The 17,548-nt window shown below is 63.3% G+C and carries 18 protein-coding genes; 6 read left to right on the top strand and 12 right to left on the bottom strand.

Annotated features, from left to right (window positions below; translation table 11 throughout):
- Window positions 1–37: 37 nt before the first annotated feature.
- Window positions 38–1,210: a DUF5009 domain-containing protein gene (locus tag GTP41_RS05990; RefSeq protein ID WP_161024651.1), complete on the top strand. Its 1,173-nt coding sequence runs from the start codon at window positions 38–40 to the stop codon at window positions 1,208–1,210.
- Here the strand turns inward: GTP41_RS05990 and GTP41_RS05985 are convergent.
- The 3 genes from GTP41_RS05985 to GTP41_RS05975 all read right to left on the bottom strand — a co-directional run bounded on the left by GTP41_RS05985 (window position 1,207) and on the right by GTP41_RS05975 (window position 5,955).
- Complete coding sequence (locus tag GTP41_RS05985) at window positions 1,207–2,286, bottom strand: acyltransferase family protein (RefSeq protein WP_161024650.1); 1,080 nt, start codon at window positions 2,284–2,286, stop codon at window positions 1,207–1,209. The genes GTP41_RS05990 and GTP41_RS05985 overlap by 4 nt on opposite strands.
- A complete protein-coding gene (locus GTP41_RS05980; protein ID WP_161024649.1) occupies window positions 2,283–3,233 on the bottom strand; it encodes a glycoside hydrolase family 18 protein in 951 nt (316 codons plus the stop codon). The genes GTP41_RS05985 and GTP41_RS05980 overlap by 4 nt, the downstream gene beginning before the upstream one ends.
- A 70-nt stretch (window positions 3,234–3,303) precedes the next feature.
- Window positions 3,304–5,955, bottom strand: coding sequence for a TonB-dependent receptor (locus GTP41_RS05975; RefSeq protein ID WP_161024648.1), 2,652 nt, complete (start codon window positions 5,953–5,955; stop codon window positions 3,304–3,306).
- A 280-nt stretch (window positions 5,956–6,235) separates the two neighbouring features.
- Between GTP41_RS05975 and GTP41_RS05970 the strand changes: the two genes are divergently transcribed.
- A complete protein-coding gene (locus tag GTP41_RS05970) occupies window positions 6,236–6,976 on the top strand; it encodes a GntR family transcriptional regulator (protein WP_161024647.1) in 741 nt (246 codons plus the stop codon).
- Here the strand turns inward: GTP41_RS05970 and GTP41_RS05965 are convergent.
- The 4 genes from GTP41_RS05965 to GTP41_RS05950 all read right to left on the bottom strand — a co-directional run bounded on the left by GTP41_RS05965 (window position 6,973) and on the right by GTP41_RS05950 (window position 11,763).
- Window positions 6,973–9,666 carry a M16 family metallopeptidase gene (locus GTP41_RS05965; RefSeq protein ID WP_161024646.1) on the bottom strand — a complete coding sequence of 898 codons (2,694 nt, stop codon included), beginning with the start codon at window positions 9,664–9,666 and terminating at the stop codon, window positions 6,973–6,975. The two genes, GTP41_RS05970 and GTP41_RS05965, sit on opposite strands and share 4 nt — an antisense overlap.
- Window positions 9,667–9,707: 41 nt before the next feature.
- On the bottom strand, window positions 9,708–10,013 hold the full coding sequence (locus tag GTP41_RS05960; RefSeq protein WP_161024645.1) for a DUF3579 domain-containing protein: 306 nt from the start codon (window positions 10,011–10,013) through the stop codon (window positions 9,708–9,710).
- A gap of 82 nt (window positions 10,014–10,095) precedes the next feature.
- Window positions 10,096–11,055, bottom strand: a complete 960-nt coding sequence (locus GTP41_RS05955) for a CobD/CbiB family protein (RefSeq protein ID WP_161024644.1) — start codon at window positions 11,053–11,055, stop codon at window positions 10,096–10,098.
- Between the two features lie 45 nt (window positions 11,056–11,100).
- Window positions 11,101–11,763 carry a CoA pyrophosphatase gene (locus GTP41_RS05950; protein ID WP_161024643.1) on the bottom strand — a complete coding sequence of 221 codons (663 nt, stop codon included), beginning with the start codon at window positions 11,761–11,763 and terminating at the stop codon, window positions 11,101–11,103.
- A 72-nt stretch (window positions 11,764–11,835) separates the two neighbouring features.
- Here GTP41_RS05950 and GTP41_RS05945 point away from each other — a divergent pair, with 72 nt between their 5' ends.
- Complete coding sequence (locus GTP41_RS05945; protein WP_161024642.1) at window positions 11,836–12,720, top strand: DUF4351 domain-containing protein; 885 nt, start codon at window positions 11,836–11,838, stop codon at window positions 12,718–12,720.
- 51 nt (window positions 12,721–12,771) lie between these two features.
- Here the strand turns inward: GTP41_RS05945 and rplS are convergent, their stop codons facing one another.
- The 4 genes from rplS to rpsP form a co-directional block, all read right to left on the bottom strand.
- Entirely contained in the window at window positions 12,772–13,149 is a 378-nt protein-coding gene (rplS, locus tag GTP41_RS05940) for a 50S ribosomal protein L19 (protein WP_161024641.1), read from the bottom strand.
- A gap of 102 nt (window positions 13,150–13,251) precedes the next feature.
- Window positions 13,252–13,998, bottom strand: coding sequence for a tRNA (guanosine(37)-N1)-methyltransferase TrmD (gene trmD / locus GTP41_RS05935; protein WP_161024640.1), 747 nt, complete (start codon window positions 13,996–13,998; stop codon window positions 13,252–13,254).
- Between the two features lie 14 nt (window positions 13,999–14,012).
- Window positions 14,013–14,555, bottom strand: a complete 543-nt coding sequence (gene rimM / locus GTP41_RS05930) for a ribosome maturation factor RimM (RefSeq protein WP_161024639.1) — start codon at window positions 14,553–14,555, stop codon at window positions 14,013–14,015.
- A gap of 8 nt (window positions 14,556–14,563) precedes the next feature.
- Window positions 14,564–14,809 carry a 30S ribosomal protein S16 gene (rpsP, locus tag GTP41_RS05925; RefSeq protein WP_055936763.1) on the bottom strand — a complete coding sequence of 82 codons (246 nt, stop codon included), beginning with the start codon at window positions 14,807–14,809 and terminating at the stop codon, window positions 14,564–14,566.
- A 186-nt stretch (window positions 14,810–14,995) separates the two neighbouring features.
- Between rpsP and GTP41_RS05920 the strand changes: the two genes are divergently transcribed.
- A complete protein-coding gene (locus GTP41_RS05920; RefSeq protein ID WP_161024638.1) occupies window positions 14,996–15,412 on the top strand; it encodes an NINE protein in 417 nt (138 codons plus the stop codon).
- 90 nt (window positions 15,413–15,502) lie between these two features.
- Window positions 15,503–15,913, top strand: coding sequence for an outer membrane lipoprotein (locus tag GTP41_RS05915; protein ID WP_161024637.1), 411 nt, complete (start codon window positions 15,503–15,505; stop codon window positions 15,911–15,913).
- On the opposite strand, the gene GTP41_RS05910 is transcribed toward GTP41_RS05915, so the two are convergent.
- Window positions 15,910–16,533, bottom strand: a complete 624-nt coding sequence (locus GTP41_RS05910; RefSeq protein ID WP_161024636.1) for a LysE family translocator — start codon at window positions 16,531–16,533, stop codon at window positions 15,910–15,912. The genes GTP41_RS05915 and GTP41_RS05910 overlap by 4 nt on opposite strands.
- 83 nt (window positions 16,534–16,616) lie before the next feature.
- Between GTP41_RS05910 and GTP41_RS05905 the strand changes: the two genes are divergently transcribed.
- A complete protein-coding gene (locus tag GTP41_RS05905) occupies window positions 16,617–17,543 on the top strand; it encodes a polysaccharide deacetylase family protein (protein ID WP_161024635.1) in 927 nt (308 codons plus the stop codon).
- The last annotated feature ends 5 nt before the right edge of the window (window positions 17,544–17,548 follow it).

Genomic DNA, 17,548 nt, shown 5'->3' with positions numbered 1-17,548 from the left:
GGGGCCTTCCCGCTTTTTTTACGACTAGAGGGAGCCGATGCAGCGACTGGCAAGCCTGGATGCGTTCCGGGGTTTCATCATCCTTGCGATGATCTGGGTGAATTACATTGCCGGCATGCGCGGCTCGCCGGCGTGGCTGCAGCACACCGGCCCGCAGGCCGACGGCATTACCGTGCCGGACCTGGTGTTCCCCGGTTTCCTCTTCATCGTGGGCGTGGCGATCCCGCTTGCCCTGCGCCGCGCCGCTGCCGACGGCCTGAGCGCGCGCCTGTTCGGCAAACTGCTATGGCGCTCGGCCAGCCTGATGCTGGCCGGCGTCGTGCTGCTCAATGCGGAGCGCTACGATGCGGCGGCGGCAGCGCTGCCGCGCTCCTGGTACTACCTGCTGTTTTACGCCGCCATGATCCTGGTGTGGCGGCATGACGGCGCTGCGGCTGGCGGCGGCCGTGCCTGGCCGAAATGGCTGGGCGGCGCCCTGATGGCGGCTCTGGTGCTGGTTTTTCCCGGCGGTCTGCAGCACGGCTGGTGGGGCATCCTCGGCATGATCGGCTGGGCCTACCTGGCCTGCAGCCTGGCCTTTGTGCTGGCCGGCGGCGGCAGCGCGCCGCTGGCCGGCGTATTCGCCGCCATGCTCGCGCTCTACCTGGGCGGCACCGCCGGTGCGCTGGACTGGCTGCCCGCCGGCTTGCGCGAATTCGTCAGCATCCCGCAGGTACTCGGCTCCACCGCCGCCAATGTGATGGCGGGCGTCCTGGTCGGCAACCTGTTCCGCGCCGAGCTGCCGCACCGCCTGCGCATGCGGCAGATGGCGTGGATGGCGCTGGCCTTCCTGGCCGCCGGGCTGCTGCTGCGCCCCTACCACGGCATCAACAAGATCCACGCAACGGCATCCTACACGCTGGTGTGCGCCGCCATCATGCTGGCGCTCTTCATCCTGTTCTACTGGCTGATCGATGCGCGCCGGCGCGACACGCAGCCGGTCCCGCGCGCTGCCGCCTGGCTGCTGCCGGCCGGCAGCAACGCCCTGCTGGCCTACATCCTGCCGGACCTGTTCGAGCAGGCGGCTGCCGTGCTGCACATTCCGCGCTTCTGGTGGCCTTTCCTGGACAGCGGCGGCCCGGCCGGCCTGGCCAACGCCGCCGCCATGACAGCGCTGATGCTGGCCCTGGTGACGCTGGCCAACCGCGCCGGGCTGCGCCTGAAGTTCTAGACCTTGATGTAGATGCGCTTGCGGTCGAGCAGGTAGCCGGCCAGCCAGCAGGCCAGCGTGAACAGCAGCGCAAAAGCCAGCGACGCCGCCTGCGGGCTGCCCACCGGCGCCAGCGTCGCCGCCAGCGGCGCGTACCAGCCGCCCTTGTCCAGCGCCACCACGGCCACTTGCGACAGCAGGTAGATGAACAGCGTGTTCTTGCCGAACACTTCGAAGAAGTAGGTCCAGCCGCGCGCCCCGCGCACCTCGATCACCCATGCCAGTGCGGCCAGCACCAGCAGCGCGCTGCCGGTCGACAGCAGCACATAGCTGCCGGTCCATAGCTTCTTATTCACCGGCAGCAGCGGCGCCCAGCACAGCGCCAGCACCGACAGCGCCAGTCCGGCCGCCGCCAGCGTGGCGAGCGAGCGCCCGGTCGCGCCGCGTGCGCGCAGGTAGCAGCCGGCGAAATAGCCCGCGATCACATTCACCGTGGCCGGCAAGGTGCCGAGCAGGCCTTCCGGGTCGAACGGTATGCCCTCGCCCTGGTACAGGTGGTCTGCGCCGAACAGCCACAGGTCGACGGCACGGGCGGCGTTGCCTTGCAGGCTGTAGTCGCCGAATCGCGCCAGCACCAGCCAATGGCCCAACAGCGCTGCGGCACTGAACGCCAGCGCGCCGCGCGCGCCCAGATAGTGCAGCACCAGCGCCGCGATCCCGAAGCACAGACCGATGCGCTGCAATACCCCTGGCAGGCGCACCTCGCTCAAGGAGCCGCCCAGCTTGGGCAGCAGGCATAGCGCCAGCCCCAGCGCCATGATGATGGCGCTGCGCTTGCCGATCTTCGCCAGCACGGCGCGCTCGCCCATGCCCGCGTAGCGCGGCAGCGTGAACGCCAGCGCATTGCCCACCACGAACAGGAAGCTCGGGAACACCCAGTCCGTCGGCGTAAAGCCATGCCAGGGCGCATGCAATAGCGGCGCGTAGACATGGCTCCAGCTGCCCGGCGTGTTCACGATGATCATCAACGCCACCGTCAGGCCGCGCAGCACATCGAGCGACAGGTAGCGCGCCGCCGGCGCAGCGGCAGTGCTCATCGCCCCGCCTCGCGCGCTGGCGGCAACGCTTGCTGCGGCACGGGCACCAGCACGCGCTGGTAGGCGCCGGCCGGCACGTCAGGCATGGTGCTGCAGGCCGGGTCCGCGCCTTGGGTCGGCTTGCTGCACGGCTTATCCCGGTCCAGCGACCAGAAATGCACGCCCGCCATGCCCATCTTGCGCACCGCCGCCACCGTGGCGCGTGCATCGTCCAGCGTGTACACGTTTTCCACCACATCGTTCACGCCGATCATCGGCGTCAGCGCAATCTGCGCGAACGGCACGCCGTACTTGCGGTGTACGTTCTGCGCCGCCTGCAGCGCCGACGCGCCCATATCGCAGCGCCCGCGCCGCACCACGCACACCTTGCGGCTGGCGGGCCCGTAGTCCATCACCATCAGGTTCAGCACATAGTCTTTCACGCCATGCTTGCGCAAGGCCGCCAGCACCTGCTCGCCGGTCGCGTTCAGGCTGCGCCGGCTACCGTCCGATGCGGCATGGGTGGCAATGGTGAAGCTGTAGCGCCACTGTGGATGCGACTTCTGCACATTGGCGATGCGCAGCACCAGCGAATCGATCTGCGCGGCCGTCTGGCCATGCTCGATATCGAAATCAAAGCCGACCAGCTGCGGCGACTTGTAGCGCGAGACAAAAGCGTCCATGCCCTTGTCGCTGGCGCAGGTGAAGGCGTTGCCCTGCCCGCCCGTGGACACGATATAGCCCACGCCGGCCTGCGCAAAGCGCGCCACATTGTCTGCCGCCACTTGCGCGCCATCGAGCTCGCCCCAGCGCTCCTCGCCGCACTCGCCGCTGGCAAAGGCCCAGACCTGGGCGCCATGCGCCGGGTCCCACGGCGACAGGTATTTATAGGGACTGTGCACCACTGCGGGCGCCGCCGCCGCCGTGCCGGAAACGGCGGCCAACACCGCCAGGAAGATATTGCGCATTCACGCTCCAGATACAAAAAAGGCAGGGCCCCGTGGGAACCCTGCCGTAAGTGTTACACCTTTGGGAGTCTTACATCTTACCGCGCACGCCGAAGAAGATCTGCTTGCCGTTCTTATAGAACGCGCGCGGCTGATTCTTGCTGGAGGCGTACGACTTCAGGGTCGGATCGTTCAGGTCCTTGCCTTCCAGCGACAGCGTGATGTTCTCGGTCACGTTGTAGTTGAAGGCTGCGGACAGGGTGCCAACGTCGTCCTGGTAGATCGCGCTGTTGCGGTCCAGGCCATTCAGGAAGGCCGAGCGCCAGCTGTAGTTGACACGCGCGCTGAACTTGCTGGTCTCGTAGTACACGCCAGCGTTGTACGAGTTCTTCGAGGTGCCGATCATGCTGCAGTCGCCCAGGTCCGCGCACGCCGATTTCGGCGCCTTGCCGGTTTCCTTGCCGTCGGCGTAGGTGTAGTTCGCGTTCACGCCGAAGCCGTTGCCGAAGTCCTGCACGTACTGCAGTTCCACGCCGCGCACACGAGCCTTGGTATTCACTGCGGAGCTCATGTTGTAGGTGGCGATCCTGCCGATCGACTGGTTGTAGAAGTCCGCCTTGGAGGAACCGAAGGTCACGTACGAACCCATGTTCATGTTGTAGATGTTCATGCCGATCAGCGACTTCGGCTTGAAGTACCACTCCAGGCCCACATCCACATTGTTCGACATGATCGGACGCAGGGCCGGGTTGCCGCCGGAGCCCGAGAAGGTCAGGTCGTTCAGGCTCAGCGCGCCCAGCGAACCGAAGTCAGGACGGGCCAGGGTGCGGCTGGCAGCGCCGCGCAGTTTCAGGTCCGGCGCCAGGTCGGTATGCAGGTTAATGCTTGGCAGGATGTCGGTGTAGCTGCGCGAGGTGTGGGTCGGGTTCCACACGGTGTTCGGCGAACCGTTGTCGACATCGATCTCGGTCTTCACGAAGCGCACGCCGACGTTGCCGCCGATGCCACCGAAGTCCAGGTCACCCATCACGTAGGCCGCGTGCGCTTTTTCCTTGATCAGGAATTCGCTCTGGTACGCGTGGTTCGGGAAGGTGATGTACTTGTCGCCCCAGGCCTTCATCGATGCCGCATCGAAAGTCCATGCCTTGTTCAGCAGGTTAGGCAGCGGGCTGTCCGGGAAGCTGGTCAGGCCGGTCGGACGGTTCGCCAGTTGCGACGCCGCCGGAGCGATGGTGCCGCCCAGCCAGGTCAGCGAGCGCTCGTGGGAAGCCGAACGCACGCCGAAGTGCAGGGTTGGCACATTGTTCCATTGGGTCTTGTACTGGCCGTCGATCTGGCCGTAGGTTTCCTTGTCCTTCGCGGTCACGTCGGACGCCCAGCCGCCGAAGAAGTCGGCGCCGGTGCGCGGCGAGAAGGTGCCGGCGTTGTCCACGGTCACGGTGGCCGGAGCGTTCAGGCCATAGGTGGTCAGGGTGGCGCCGGAGTATGCCTGCCATGCCTCATAGGCATAGTCGCGGGCGTAGCCGGTGCCGCGGGTGGTGCCGACCTGGCCCTTGAATTTCAGGTCCTGGTTCGGACGGTAGTTGAAGTCGAAGTTGACGAACTTGGAGTCGCTGTAGGAGCCTGGACGGGCGATGATGTCCTGCACCGAGGTGCCCATCTTCGAGCAGTCCGCCACCGGGCAGGTGCTTGGGAAGGTGATCGAGGTGATGGTATCGCCGGTCACGGTCCACTTGGAAGGGATCACGCCGCCCACGCCGGACCAGTTATTGGTCAGCGGCTGGTATGGTGCCAGCATGAAGTTGGCGTTCACGTTGTCCGCATCCAGGCGGGTGTAGAAGGCGTTGATGTCGAAGTCGAACTCTTTGTTCACCTTGACCTGCACGTCGATCATGCCGCCCTTGCGCTCACGTTCCTGGTTGAACATGGCGGTACCGGTCAGCAGCGAGATCCACTTGTCCTTCACTTCCGGATTGGCGGCCACCCACTGCGGCGCGTAGCCCGCGCTCAGCTTGTCCCACCACAGGAATTCCTGGCCGATACGGCGCAGGGTGCGCTTCTCGTCGAACACCTGGACCAGCACGCCCAGGTTGTTCTCTTCGTTTTTCCAGTTACCCAGCACGCTGAACTGCGCATCGGTCTTCTTCGAGCCTTCGCTGTACACGCCGGTCAGCGCGCCCATCACAGTCAGGCGCTCCTTGAAGCTCAGTGGCTTGCGGGTTTCGATATCAACGTTACCGGAGGCGCCGCCTTCGATCAGGTTGGCCTGCGAGGATTTGTTCACGGTCACGCGGCCGATCAGCTCGGACGGGAACATCGAGTAGCTGACCGAACGGCCGCCATTGGTGATGTTGGTGATGTACCAGTCGCCGCTCGAGACGGTATGGCCGTTCAGGGTGGTCAGCGCCAGGTTGGATGGCGTGCCTTTCAGGCTGACGCGGTCGTTCTCGCCGAAGCCGCCTTCGGAACCGCCGGCGGTCGCCACGGATACGCCAGGCACGCGCTGCAGCGAGTCGGCGACGCTCTTGTCCGGCATCTTGCCCACGTCTTCTGCCGTGATCACTTCAACCAGCGAATCGGAATTGCGCTTCTGGTTGATCGATTGCGCGAGTGCGGCGCGCACGCCGGTCACGACCACGACATTCTGCTCAGTGTTCTGGGCAGCTTGCTGCGCTTGCGCCATGCCCGTGGTGGCGATCAGGATGGCGACTGCGGTCGCGATCGGTGTCATATTGCGGTTCATTTACTCCCCCTAAGTATGGGCTCGTCTCAAAGCCCGGTCTGATAGTACCTGTGATGAAACACGTCTAAAACCAATTGGACGCCAATATACCGCGATCAAATACCAGAACACTACCAATTTTCATATTTTTTTCGCATGTTGTACTGAAAAGACATACCACTTTGGCCAGGAAAGCCCGTTGTTAGCGCTATCTCATAGGAGGTGTTGATTTGACGCAATGCGTACCGCTGGGCGGACGGTCTTTTTTGGTATTATCAAGCGCACTATCACGGGAGACGGAATGACAACGCTCGCACAGATCATGCAAGACCTGGTGCAGACCAGTAGCCAACCGCTCTATCAGCTGCTGCAACGCGCCCTGCGCGAAGCCATCAACTCCCAGCTCTACGGTCCCGACGAGGCGCTGCCCGCCGAACGCGTGCTGGCGGCCGACCTGAATATCTCCCGCATCACCGTGCGCAAGGCCATCGACGGCCTGGTGGAGGAAGGCTTGCTGGTGCGCCGCCCGGGCTCGGGCAACTTCATCAACACCCGCATTGAAAAGAACTTCGCCAAGCTGACGTCGTTCTCGGAAGACATGCGCTCGCGCGGGCGCACGCCGCGCAGCGTGTGGCTGAAAAAGGCGGAAGGCACGGTGACGCCGGAGGAAGCGCTGCGCCTGCGTTTAAGCCCGGGCGCGCCGGTGTACCGCTACCACCGCATCCGCTTTGCGGACGACGTGCCGATGTGCGTCGAGTACGCCACCATCGTGGCCAGCGCCCTGCCCTCGCTGGAGTCGGTGGACCTGTCGATGTACGAGGCGCTGGAGGCGGCCGGCCACCGCCCGGTGCGCGCCCTGCAGCGCCTGTCCGCCCTGCTGCTGACGGGCGAGCAGGCGCGCTTGCTGCAAGCCAGGGAAGGCGACGCCGGCCTGGCGGTGGAGCGCCTCGGTTTCCTGCGCGACGGCCGCGCCGTGGAGTTCTGCCGCTCCATCTTCCGCGGCGACATGTACGACTTCGTCGCCGAACTCAGCACGCCTTAGCGTTTCGCTTTCGCCGCGTCGGCGGCGATCACCACCGTCAGCTTGGCGGGGTCGATGTGCTTGCGGAAGGCGGCGCTCACCTGCGGCGCTGTCAGCGCCCTCAGTTTTGCTTCGTACTCCTTGCTCCATACGAAGGTGCGCCCCAAATAGCGCAAGTGCGACCAGGCGCCGGCCACCACATCATCGCGCGAGCGGTTCTGCAAACGCTGCTGCATCAGGCCCGACTTGGCGCCCGCCACCTCGGCCGGGGTGAAGCCCTGTTTCACCGCGCGCTCCAGTTCCTGGCGGATGGCCGCTTCCAGCTTGGCCATATTCTGCGGCGCCGCGATGGCGTCGATGCTGAAGCCGCCCGCGTTATCCAGCTCGCCCGCTTCAAGGCCGGAGCCGCCGCCGTAAGACAGGCCGTCCTTCTGGCGGATGCGGTCCATCAGGCGCGACTTCAGGCCGCCATTGCCGAAGATGTAGTTGGCCAGCTCCAGCGCCGGATAGTCCGGATCATCGGTGCGCAACGCCAGGTTCAGGTGCGCAGAAAACACCCCGTTCTCCTTGTCCGGCGCGTCCAGCATGATGCGGGTCGGCGCCTTCTCCACATGCTTGTCCAGGATCGGCGCATACGACGCCTTGCTCTGCCAGCCGGCCAGCTCCTCGCCCGCCACCTTAAGCAATTCGGCCTTGTCGAAATCGCCCACCACCGACAGCTCGCCTTGCGACGCGCCGTAGAAGGCGCTGTGGTAGGCCTTCAGGTCCTCCAGCTTGAGCGCCTTGATGGCCGCCAGCTGTTCGTCCAGCGTCAGCACGCTGCGCGGGTCGCCTTTCGGCCAGTGGTCGAAATACTCGGACAGCGCGCGTCCCGCCACCGCTTGCGGATCGTTGCGGCCAGCCTCCAGGCCGACGATCCACTGCTGGCGCATCTGCTCGAATTCCGCCTCCGGGAAGGCGGGCTCCTTCAGCACGTGCGCCTGCAGCCGCAAGGCCGCCGCCAGGTGCTCGCGCGTGGTTTCAAAGTGGTACAAGCCGCCCGACATCTTCAGCTTCGACATGGCATCGGCCAATTGCGCGCGCGTATAGCGGCTGGTGCCGCGCGTCAGCATCTGGTCGGTCGCCGCCGCCACTATCTGCTGGCCGAACTGGTTCTTCTCATCGCCCCAGCGCAAGCGCAGGTCCACCACCACCGTCTCGCCCCGGTTGCGCTTGGGCAGCAAGGCCAGTTTCAGGCCGCCCAGCTCCCTCAGCTCGGTGCGCGCCATGATGTTGTCCTGGCTCGGGTCGAACACTTCCGAACTCAGCACGCTGGCCTTGCCCTTGTAATCCTTGAGCAGCTCGGCCGCCGGCGGCGCCGCGCCGATCTCCGCGCGCTGCGGCGCATCGTCCGGAATGAAAGTGCCCACCACGCGGTTATCGCGCTTCAGGTAGCGCCCCGCCGCCGCCGCCACTTGCGCCGGCGTGATCGCGGCCAGGCCGTCGCGTCCCTGGAACAGCAAACGCCAATCGCCCAGCGCAATATGCTCGCTGAGCGCCACCCCCACCTGCTGCGGGTTATTCAGTGCCTTCTCGATCGAATTGGCGTATTCGCGCCGCGTGCGCTCCATCTCCTCTGCGCTCGGCGCCGCCTGCGCAAAGCCCTCCACCGCGGCGATCAGCTCATCGCGCACCGGCTCCACCGGCTGCCCCATCTTCACCACGGCGCCGAACACTTGCAGGCTGGGCGCAAAGCCGGGCTGGCTGAAGGCGAACACCTGCGCCGCCTTGCCGCTCTCCACCAGCTGCTTGTGCAGGCGGCCGTTCGGCGTGTCGCCCAGCACGTGGTTCATGAACGCCAGCGGATCGGCGTCGGCGTGCAGGCCGGATGGAACCTTGTACCCCACCAGCACAATCTGCACGTCGCCCTTGCGCCGCACCACGTACTGGCGCTCGCCGTCCTGGGTCGGCTCCACGGTCCAGAATTTGGGCAGCGCGCGCTTCGGTTTCGGGATGACGCCGAAGGTCTTGCTGATCCAGGCCAGCGTCTGCGAAGGGTCGAATTTGCCCGCCACCAGCAGCACCGCATTATCGGGCTGGTAGTAGGTGCGGTAGAAGGACTGCAGGTTCTCGATCCTGACGTTCTCGATATCGCTGCGGTTGCCGATGGTGGAGCGCCCGTAGCTGTGCCAGTCGTAGGCCACGCTCTCCATACGCTTGTACAGCACGCCGAACGGATCGTTCTCGCCGCTCTCGTACTCATTGCGCACCACGGTCATTTCCGAATCCAGGTCCTTCTTCGCGATGAAGGAGCGCGTCATGCGCTCGGCCTCCATGTCGAGCGCCCACTTCAGGTTGTCGGGCGAGGCCTGGAACACTTCGTAATAATTGGTGCGGTCGAGCGAAGTCGTGCCGTTATAGTCCATGCCGCGATCGGCGAACTGCTGCGGGATATTGCGATGGCGCGGCGTGCCCTTGAACAGCAAGTGCTCCAGCAGGTGGGCCATGCCGGTCTCGCCATAATTCTCATGGCGCGAGCCGACCAGGTACGTCACGTTGACGGTGACCGTCGGCTTGGAGGCATCGGGGAACAGCAGGACTTTCAGTCCATTGGACAGGCGGTATTCGGTGATGCCCTCGACGGCGGGGCCTTTGACTACGCCGGCGGGCAGCGTCTGCGCGCAGGCGGTGGATGCGGTCAGCAGCAGCGCTGCGACATAGCGGATTTGCATGGTGTCCTGCTCATCTTGGCAAAACACCTATGCTACGACATTCAGGCTGGTTCGTCAGGTAGCAGGCAGGCTTCGACCACCTGCAGTTTGTTATCCTTGGCGAATTCCTTGACGAAGTTATAAGCCATCGGTTGCAGGTCGCGCAGGCCTTCGTTGACCACAACGGCTTTGACGCCATTAACCATGGTCGGGGTGACATACGGCGAGAACTGGAGGTGGGCGTGGCGGCCGCCGGAGCCTTCCGGGCGGAAGCACGCCAGCACGCCAGCCAGTCGTTCCGCCCAATCGCTGGGGCGGAATTGCTTGCCGTCGGTGGTAAGCCCAAGAATGAAGAACTCGCTGGCCATATACCTGAAACCAAGTTGCTGTGAGGAACCCCGGTATTATATCTTATAGAAGACCTGAGCGGGGTTCCGGCATCAGGCCATTTTAGCCCAGCCACACAGCCCCGGACAGCAGAAGCAGCAACATCATCCACAGCAACAACGCTCGCCACACCAGGCCGACCGTGCTTTGCAGGGCGCGCACGCCCGGCTCGTCGCCCGGCAGCTGGTCCACTTCCATATCGCTGATATCGACCGTGGCCGCATCCGACGGGATGAGCTTGGCCGCGTTTTCATTCGGGGTACCCAGGCGCACGCCCATGGCGCCGCCGCCGGCCGCGAGGATGATGCCGATGGCCTCGTCCTTCCAGCGGTGGGCGAAGTTGCGCCAGGCGTAGATCGCATCCTCAAAGTTGCCGACCACGGCGAAAGCAATGGCGGTCAGGCGCGCCGGGATCCAGTCGATCCAGTAAAAGGCCTTGGCGGCGAACTCGCCGAACGCTTCCTGCCGCATATGCTCCGGCTCATTCCAGGCGCGCGCCAGGTATTCCGACACGCGGTACAGGATGGCGCCGCAAGGGCCCAGCGGCATCAGGAACCAGAAGAACACACCAAACACATTGCGGTGGGTGGTGACCAGCGCCTTCTCCACGGCGATGCGGGAAATCTCGCTCACTTCCATGCCCACCGTGTCGATCTTGCACCACTCGGCCAGCAGCGCGCGCGCCTGGCTTTCGTCGCCGGCGTTCAGGGCCAGCTGGATCGAGGTGAAGTAATGGCTGTAATGGCGGAAGCCCAAGGTCAGGTAAATGATCAGCACATTCCACGCGAACGCGGCCAGCACCAGGTTGTAGCGCAGCAGCAGCCAGTACACCAGGCCGGCCGGCAGGGTCAGCGCGCCGATCAGCAGGAACCAGCCCAGGCGGCCATGGCTCGCGTGCCCGGCGTTGAACCACTGCTCCATGCGCACGGCCAGGCGCTTGAACTCCGCCCAGACGGGATTGTCGGCACGCAAGGGCTTCAGTTGTTCAAACAATAAGGCCACGAGAATGGAGAGGAAAGTCATCTAAATCCTTTTGAATAGCAATACCGCAATGCCCGCTACGATAGCTTATGCGCGCAAGAAATGAAACAGGTTGCGCAGCATGCCAGCTGTTGCGCCCCAGATAAAATAGTTTTGATAGGGCATGGCGTAGAAATGCCGCCGCCCATTCGGCAGGTCGACTGCCAGCAGCTGGTGGTTGGCGCCATCCATCAGGAAGGGAAACGGCACCTCGAAGATTTCCGCCACCTCGTCCGGGTCCGCCCTCAGCTCGAACGGCGGCGCCACCAGGCCCACCACCGGCGTCACCGCATAACCGGTGCCGGTGTAGTACACCGGCAAGGTGCCGATCACATCGATATGGCGCCGCGCCAGGCCGATCTCCTCCTCCGTCTCGCGCAATGCGGTGTCGACGGCGTCGGCATCGCTCTCCTCCGCCCGGCCGCCGGGGAAGGCAATCTGGCCGGCGTGGTCGTTCAGGTGCGCGGTGCGCATGGTCAGCAGCAAGGAGACGCCCTCCTCCCGCAACACCAGCGGCACCAGCACCGAAGCCGGCGTCGGCGCGCCGCGATGCAGGCCCAGCGGCGGCTCAGACGGCTCGGGCGCCCAGTCCGGCGGCGCCGCAAAGCGCTGGCGCAGCCAATCCGGCGCCAGGCGTTCCAGCAGCACGGCGGCCTCGCCGGCAATCGCGTCAATCGGGAGTTGGGTCGGGTCGAAAAGGGTTTTGGCCATACGCGGCATTGTACCAACTGGCCCTACCCGCACAGTTGTTGCGCTCTCGACAAAGAGTTCTCGCAGGTAGGCTTGGGCGACCGGCCAGAGGGACGACTGGCCGACGAGCTGGTTGCCATCACCCTGCGCGGCGGCCATGAACAATGGGTTCTCGTGCATGTCGAAGTCCAGGCCCAGCACGACGAAGCGCTTGCACGTCGCGTGCTGGCATACAACTACCGCATCTTCGAGCAGTTTCAGCGGCCCGTCGCCAGCCTGGTGGTGCTGGCCGACGAGAGCCCCGGCTGGCGCCCGGACTCTTTTCACACGCACATCCTGGGGACCGAAATGGGCATCCGCTTTGCCACCGCCAAACTGCTGGACTTTGTGGGCCGGGAAAAGGAATTAGGCAGATCCCACAATCCTTTTGCGCTGGTCACGCAAGCCCATCTACGCACCCAGCAAACCCAGCACAACCCGGCCGAACGCTTTGCCGCCAAATGGCAACTGACCAAACTACTCTTGCAGCATGCCTGGAGCAAGAAGCGCATAATAATTCTGTTCAAAGTGATTAACTGGATGATGACCTTGCCGGAGCCACTGCAGTTGCGCTACCGGCGAGCCGTTCGTCAGCTGGAAAGGACAAGCCAAATGGAATGGATTGACCCCTACGATCAAATTCGCATGAACAAGGCGGCGGAGAAGGCAAAGAAAGCTGAGGAAAAAGCCGGACAGCGAGGATTTAAACTTGGCCGGGAAGAAGGCCGAGCAATTGGCCTGGCACAGGGCCGGGAAGAAGGCCGGGAAGAGGGCCGGCAAGAAGGAGCTGCCATTGTATTGGAACGGCAACTCACTCATCGCTTCGGCCCCTTGCCGAAAACGGTCAAGAACAAGCTGGCAAAGGCAAGTATTGAGCAGTTGGCTGCATGGAGTGAATCCATCCTGGAAGCGCAATCACTGCGCCAGGTGTTCAAATAAAAAAAGGACGCCCGAAGGCGCCCTTTTCCGAATCCAATACCGAAGTATCGATTACGCTGCTGGAGCCGCTTTGCGGTTCGGCAGTTTTTCCTTGATACGTGCGGACTTGCCCGAACGCTCGCGCAGGTAGTACAGCTTGGCGCGACGTACGTCACCGCGGCGTTTCACTTCGATCGAAGCGATCAGCGGGGAGTACAGCTGGAAGGTACGCTCAACGCCTTCGCCGGACGAGATCTTACGAACGATGAAGTTCGAGTTCAGGCCACGGTTACGGCGAGCGATCACAACGCCTTCGTATGCCTGGGCGCGCTTGCGGGTGCCTTCGACTACGTTCACGTTAACGACCACGGTGTCACCAGGGGCGAACTCAGGGATGTTCTTGCCCAGGCGAGCGATTTCTTCTTGTTCCAGTTGCTGGATCAGGTTCATTTCATGCTCCTATAACCATCTTGCCGGCGCCATCAAGGATGCCCGGTAGAGGATGGGGTTAAACACGGCAGGCAACATGCCTGCCACGGTACAACAGCGGGTTTACAAACCCGCCAGAAACTTTTCGTCCTTCTTCGAGAGCATGCCCGCCTCGCGTGCCTTGACCAGCAGGTCGGGCCGCTTGCGCGCCGTCGCTTCCAGCATGCGCTCACGGCGCCACTTCTCGATTTCAGCATGGTTGCCGCCCATCAGGACCGGGGGCACGCTCACGCCTTCGTAATTCTCAGGCCGCGTATAGTGCGGCGAATCCAGCAAGCCGTTGACGAACGAGTCCTCGACTGCCGAAGCATCGGTATTCAGCACGCCTGGCAGTTGGCGCACCACGGCATCCATCAGGGCCATGGCAGGCAGCTCGCCGCCGGACAGCACGAAATCGCCGAGGCTGATTTCTTCATCCACGCAACGGTCCAGCAAACGCTGGTCCACTGCTTCATACCGGCCGCACAAGATGACCAGGCCGGGTTCCTGCTTCAACTGCATCACGCGTTCGTGGGTCAGCTGCTTGCCTTGCGGCGACATGTAGACCACGCGCGGCGCCGGCAGGCCGGACACGACCTGGCGCTGTTTCGCAGCCTGGATCGTTTCCTCCAGCGGCTTGGCCAGCATCACCATTCCAGGACCGCCGCCATACGGGCGGTCATCCACGGTGCGGTGGTTATCGGTGGTGAAATCGCGCGGATTCCACAACGACAGGCCCCAGCGCTTCTGCTCGAACGCACGGCGGGTCACGCCGGACTGCGTCAAAGCAGCGAACATCTCGGGAAACAGGGAAATAACGTCGAATTGCATTGTGCGGTTCCGGATTAGTAATCCAGGCCCCAGTCCACGATGATTTTCTTCGCGTCCTTGTCCACCTTGATAACAAACTGGCTTACAAACGGGATCAGGCGCTCCTGCGCCTTACCATCGGCTTCGTACTCGACGCGCAGGATGGACTGAGGTCCATTGCTCATCATGTCGCCCACCGTGCCAAGGCTCTCGCCCTGCTGGTTCTCTACCGCCAGGCCGAGCAAGTCGCCCCAGTAGTATTCATCCTCTTGCAGCTGCGGGAAATCGGCACGCGAAACAAAGACTGCGGCACCTTTCAGTGCTTCCGCCTCATTGCGGTCCGTCATACCGACGATGGTCGTGACAACGTCGCCACCATGCAGCTTAGCCCGCTTGACTTCTACGTCACGCAGGCTTGGCTTATCAAGCCACCATGTGGTGGCATGCAGCAGCGCATCTGCTTCGGAGTTGAAGGGCCGGACACGGACCCCGCCAGTGATGCCATAAGCACCGAAAACAAAGCCGACCTGAACCAGGTCAGCCGGGGCTTGCGCCCCAGATGCGGTCTTGCTGCTCAAAGCTGAAATTAAGCAGCTTTCTGGGTTGCAACCAGCTTGGCAACAGCTGGGGACAGCTGTGCGCCAACGCCTTGCCAGTAAGCCAGACGGTCAGCAGCAACACGGAAGGTTTCTGCTTGGCCGGTAGCCATTGGGTTGAAGAAGCCGATACGTTCTACGAAACGGCCGTCACGACGATTGCGGGAATCGGTTGCAACGATGTTGTAGAAAGGACGCTTCTTGGCGCCACCACGAGCTAAACGAATAACGACCATAATATTTCCAAAAAAGAGTGCTGAGTCGGATAAAGCCGCAAATTATAGCGCGCTTTCACTCCGACCGGCAAGATTAATCAAATTGGTGGGGATTTGGACAGTCCGTGATTATCCCCCGTTCCAGGCTCGGCGGCAACAGCTTTGTTGTGCGATACTGCCGGTTTTTCGGACTTCCCGGCGGCAATCATGTCTGTTTTACACAAAAACAAAACCTTCGCCACCCTGCTCGCCGCCGTCACCGGCGGCCTGGGCCTGCACCGCTTCTACCTGCGCGGCCTGGGCGACAAATGGGGCTGGCTGCACGCCGCCAGCCTACTGGGAGTGGCTGCCGTATTCTCGGTCTGGCCGAAAGCCGATCCCTACTTCCTGCTGCTGCCGCTGATCCTGTCGATCCTGATCGGCTTCCTCGAAGCCCTCGTCCTCGGCCTGATGCCCGATGAAAAATGGGACGCCACCTTCAACCCCGGCAGCGGCAAGCCAAGCAATTCCAAATGGCCGCTGGCCGTGCTCCTGGTCGCCACCCTGATGGTCGGCGCCTTCAGCCTGATCGGCGCCCTCGCCCGCCTGTTCGACCTGCTCTACACTGGCGGCGCCTACGGCTGATCTACCGCAACGTCTTGTCACAATTATGCATTCCATTCGGAAACTGTTGACCTATACTTCCAGTCACCACAACCGTTTTTGGAGCACACAATGAAATTAACTAAATTCCTCTTGCCAGCCATCCTGGCTGTAACGGTTACCGGCGCTCACGCGCAACCGAAAAAAGTATGCGCTGAATGCGGCACCGTGACCGCAGTCAAAGTCGTTGAGAAAGATGGCGAAGGCGGCGCGACCGGCATGATCGCTGGCGGCGTGGCCGGCGCCCTGCTGGGCAACCAGGTCGGCAGCGGCAGCGGCAAGACCATCGCCACCGTGGCCGGCGCTGCCGGCGGCGCCTATGCCGGCAAGCATATCGAAGGCAAGATGAACAAGGTCAAGGAATGGCACGTGACCGTCAAGTATGAAACCGGCAAAACCGGCAACGTCGTACTGAAGCAAGACCCGAACCTGCGCAATGGCGACAAGGTCAAGCGCAGCAACGGTCAGTTGAACCGCATCTAAGTCCTGCGCGACAGTAGCAAACCCATCCCCGCGCCGGCCAGCAGGCCGGCGCAAGTCCGATTGAACACTCGTTTGCCACGCGGCTGCGCGAACCAGCGCTGCATGCGCGCGCCCATCCAGGCATACGCTGCCAACGCCAGCACTTCCAACAGCAAGAACAGTGCGCCCAGCACAAAGAACTGCGCGCCCACCGCGCCAGCGGGGTCGACGAATTGCGGCAAAAAGGCGGTGAAGATGAGAATCGCTTTCGGGTTGCCGGCAGCCACCAGGAACTCCTGTCGCGCCAGCTGCAGCCAGCTTGCCGTCGGCGCTGCGCCGCCTTGCGCGCCCTCAGCCGGTTGCGCGCGCCACAGCTGCCACGCCAGGTAGAACAGGTAAATCGCGCCGGCGGTCTTGATCCCGTAGAACAGCAGTTCCGAAGTGTGCAGCACCGCTGCCAGTCCGGCGGAAGCCAGCGCAATCATGCCCGCGAACGCGAGGAGCCGTCCGGCGCCGGCCAGACAGGAACGGCGAAAGCCGTAGCGCGTGGCATTGCTGACGGAAAGCAGGTTGTTCGGCCCCGGCGCCATATTGAGCGCAAAGCAGGCGAGCACGAACAGCAGCAGCGTGGATGCGTCCATTTATCATCTCCTGAGCGTGAGTTTTTAGTTAATATACAACGCCTCCGGCGCAGCCGCGCATGGATGTACATTTAGGAGATTGAATGAAGTTGATAGCAGCACTGGCCGCCGCGCTGGCGGTATCGCTGGCGCAGGCGCAAACGTTGGCGATCACCATCGATGACGGGCCGAACCTCGCCGCCACGCCGCGCCTGTCCGCACTGGAGCGCAACCAGGCTATGCTGGCCGCATTGGCGAAGCACCGTGTGCAAGCTGCCTTGTTTGTGACCTCCGGCTTTGGCGCCGATACCGCGCCGGGCTTGCCGCTGCTGCAGGCGTGGAGCAAGGCCGGTCATGCCATCGGCAATCATACCGTGACCCACCCTGACCTGGAGAAGGTCAGCCTGGCGGAATATCAGAAAGAAGTACTGGCGTGCGATCGCTTGATCAGCACCTTGCCCGGCTACCAGAAGTGGCTGCGCTTCACCTATCTGCGCGAGGGCAATACGCCGGAAAAAATCGAGGGGATGCGCAGCTTCCTGCGTGAAAAAGGCTATCGCAATGCGCACGTTTCCATCGACACCAGCGACTGGCGCCTGAACGAGGCGCTGGAAGAGGTGCTGACGCAGAACCCCAAGGCGGACGTCAGCGCCATTCGCAGCGCCTACCTGGCCCACATCAAGCAGCGCATGCTGGCCTACCGCGAGCTTTCGCACACCCTGCAAGGCCGCGATATCGCGCAAGTGATGCTGCTGCACCATAACCTGATCAACGCCATGTGGCTGGATGATGTGCTGGCGCAGGCGAAGGACATGGGCTGGAAAATCATCACACCGGCCGAGGCCTATGCCGACCCGGTGTACACGCTGGAGCCGGTGCGCAAGGCGGCCGGGCAAAGCATGCTGCTGTCGCTGGGCCGTACGCTCGGCCGGGGCTGGATGCCAGGCGGCGCGCGCCTGATGGACGATGGCGACTACGAAATCGGGCAGCTGCGCGCCAATGGCACACTGCCCGCGCAGGTGAAAAAATAGTCGTC

Source organism: Pseudoduganella guangdongensis (genome assembly GCF_009857475.1).
GTDB lineage: Bacteria > Pseudomonadota > Gammaproteobacteria > Burkholderiales > Burkholderiaceae_D > Rugamonas > Rugamonas guangdongensis.
This window is presented reverse-complemented; position numbering and strand designations above follow the sequence as displayed.

Excerpts from the sequence above, each read along its gene's own strand:
- GTP41_RS05970 (WP_161024647.1), top strand. The coding sequence starts at position 6,236 with ATGACAACGCTCGCACAGATCATGCAAGACCTGGTGCAGACCAGTAGC.
- GTP41_RS05955 (WP_161024644.1), bottom strand. The coding sequence starts at position 11,055 with ATGACTTTCCTCTCCATTCTCGTGGCCTTATTGTTTGAACAACTGAAG.
- GTP41_RS05985 (WP_161024650.1), bottom strand. The coding sequence starts at position 2,286 with ATGAGCACTGCCGCTGCGCCGGCGGCGCGCTACCTGTCGCTCGATGTG.
- GTP41_RS05950 (WP_161024643.1), bottom strand. The coding sequence starts at position 11,763 with ATGGCCAAAACCCTTTTCGACCCGACCCAACTCCCGATTGACGCGATT.
- GTP41_RS05920 (WP_161024638.1), top strand. The coding sequence starts at position 14,996 with ATGTCTGTTTTACACAAAAACAAAACCTTCGCCACCCTGCTCGCCGCC.
- GTP41_RS05915 (WP_161024637.1), top strand. The coding sequence starts at position 15,503 with ATGAAATTAACTAAATTCCTCTTGCCAGCCATCCTGGCTGTAACGGTT.
- GTP41_RS05960 (WP_161024645.1), bottom strand. The coding sequence starts at position 10,013 with ATGGCCAGCGAGTTCTTCATTCTTGGGCTTACCACCGACGGCAAGCAA.
- GTP41_RS05980 (WP_161024649.1), bottom strand. The coding sequence starts at position 3,233 with ATGCGCAATATCTTCCTGGCGGTGTTGGCCGCCGTTTCCGGCACGGCG.
- GTP41_RS05990 (WP_161024651.1), top strand. The coding sequence starts at position 38 with ATGCAGCGACTGGCAAGCCTGGATGCGTTCCGGGGTTTCATCATCCTT.
- rplS (WP_161024641.1), bottom strand. The coding sequence starts at position 13,149 with ATGAACCTGATCCAGCAACTGGAACAAGAAGAAATCGCTCGCCTGGGC.
- GTP41_RS05975 (WP_161024648.1), bottom strand. The coding sequence starts at position 5,955 with ATGAACCGCAATATGACACCGATCGCGACCGCAGTCGCCATCCTGATC.
- rpsP (WP_055936763.1), bottom strand. The coding sequence starts at position 14,809 with ATGGTCGTTATTCGTTTAGCTCGTGGTGGCGCCAAGAAGCGTCCTTTC.
- GTP41_RS05910 (WP_161024636.1), bottom strand. The coding sequence starts at position 16,533 with ATGGACGCATCCACGCTGCTGCTGTTCGTGCTCGCCTGCTTTGCGCTC.
- GTP41_RS05965 (WP_161024646.1), bottom strand. The coding sequence starts at position 9,666 with ATGCAAATCCGCTATGTCGCAGCGCTGCTGCTGACCGCATCCACCGCC.
- GTP41_RS05905 (WP_161024635.1), top strand. The coding sequence starts at position 16,617 with ATGAAGTTGATAGCAGCACTGGCCGCCGCGCTGGCGGTATCGCTGGCG.
- trmD (WP_161024640.1), bottom strand. The coding sequence starts at position 13,998 with ATGCAATTCGACGTTATTTCCCTGTTTCCCGAGATGTTCGCTGCTTTG.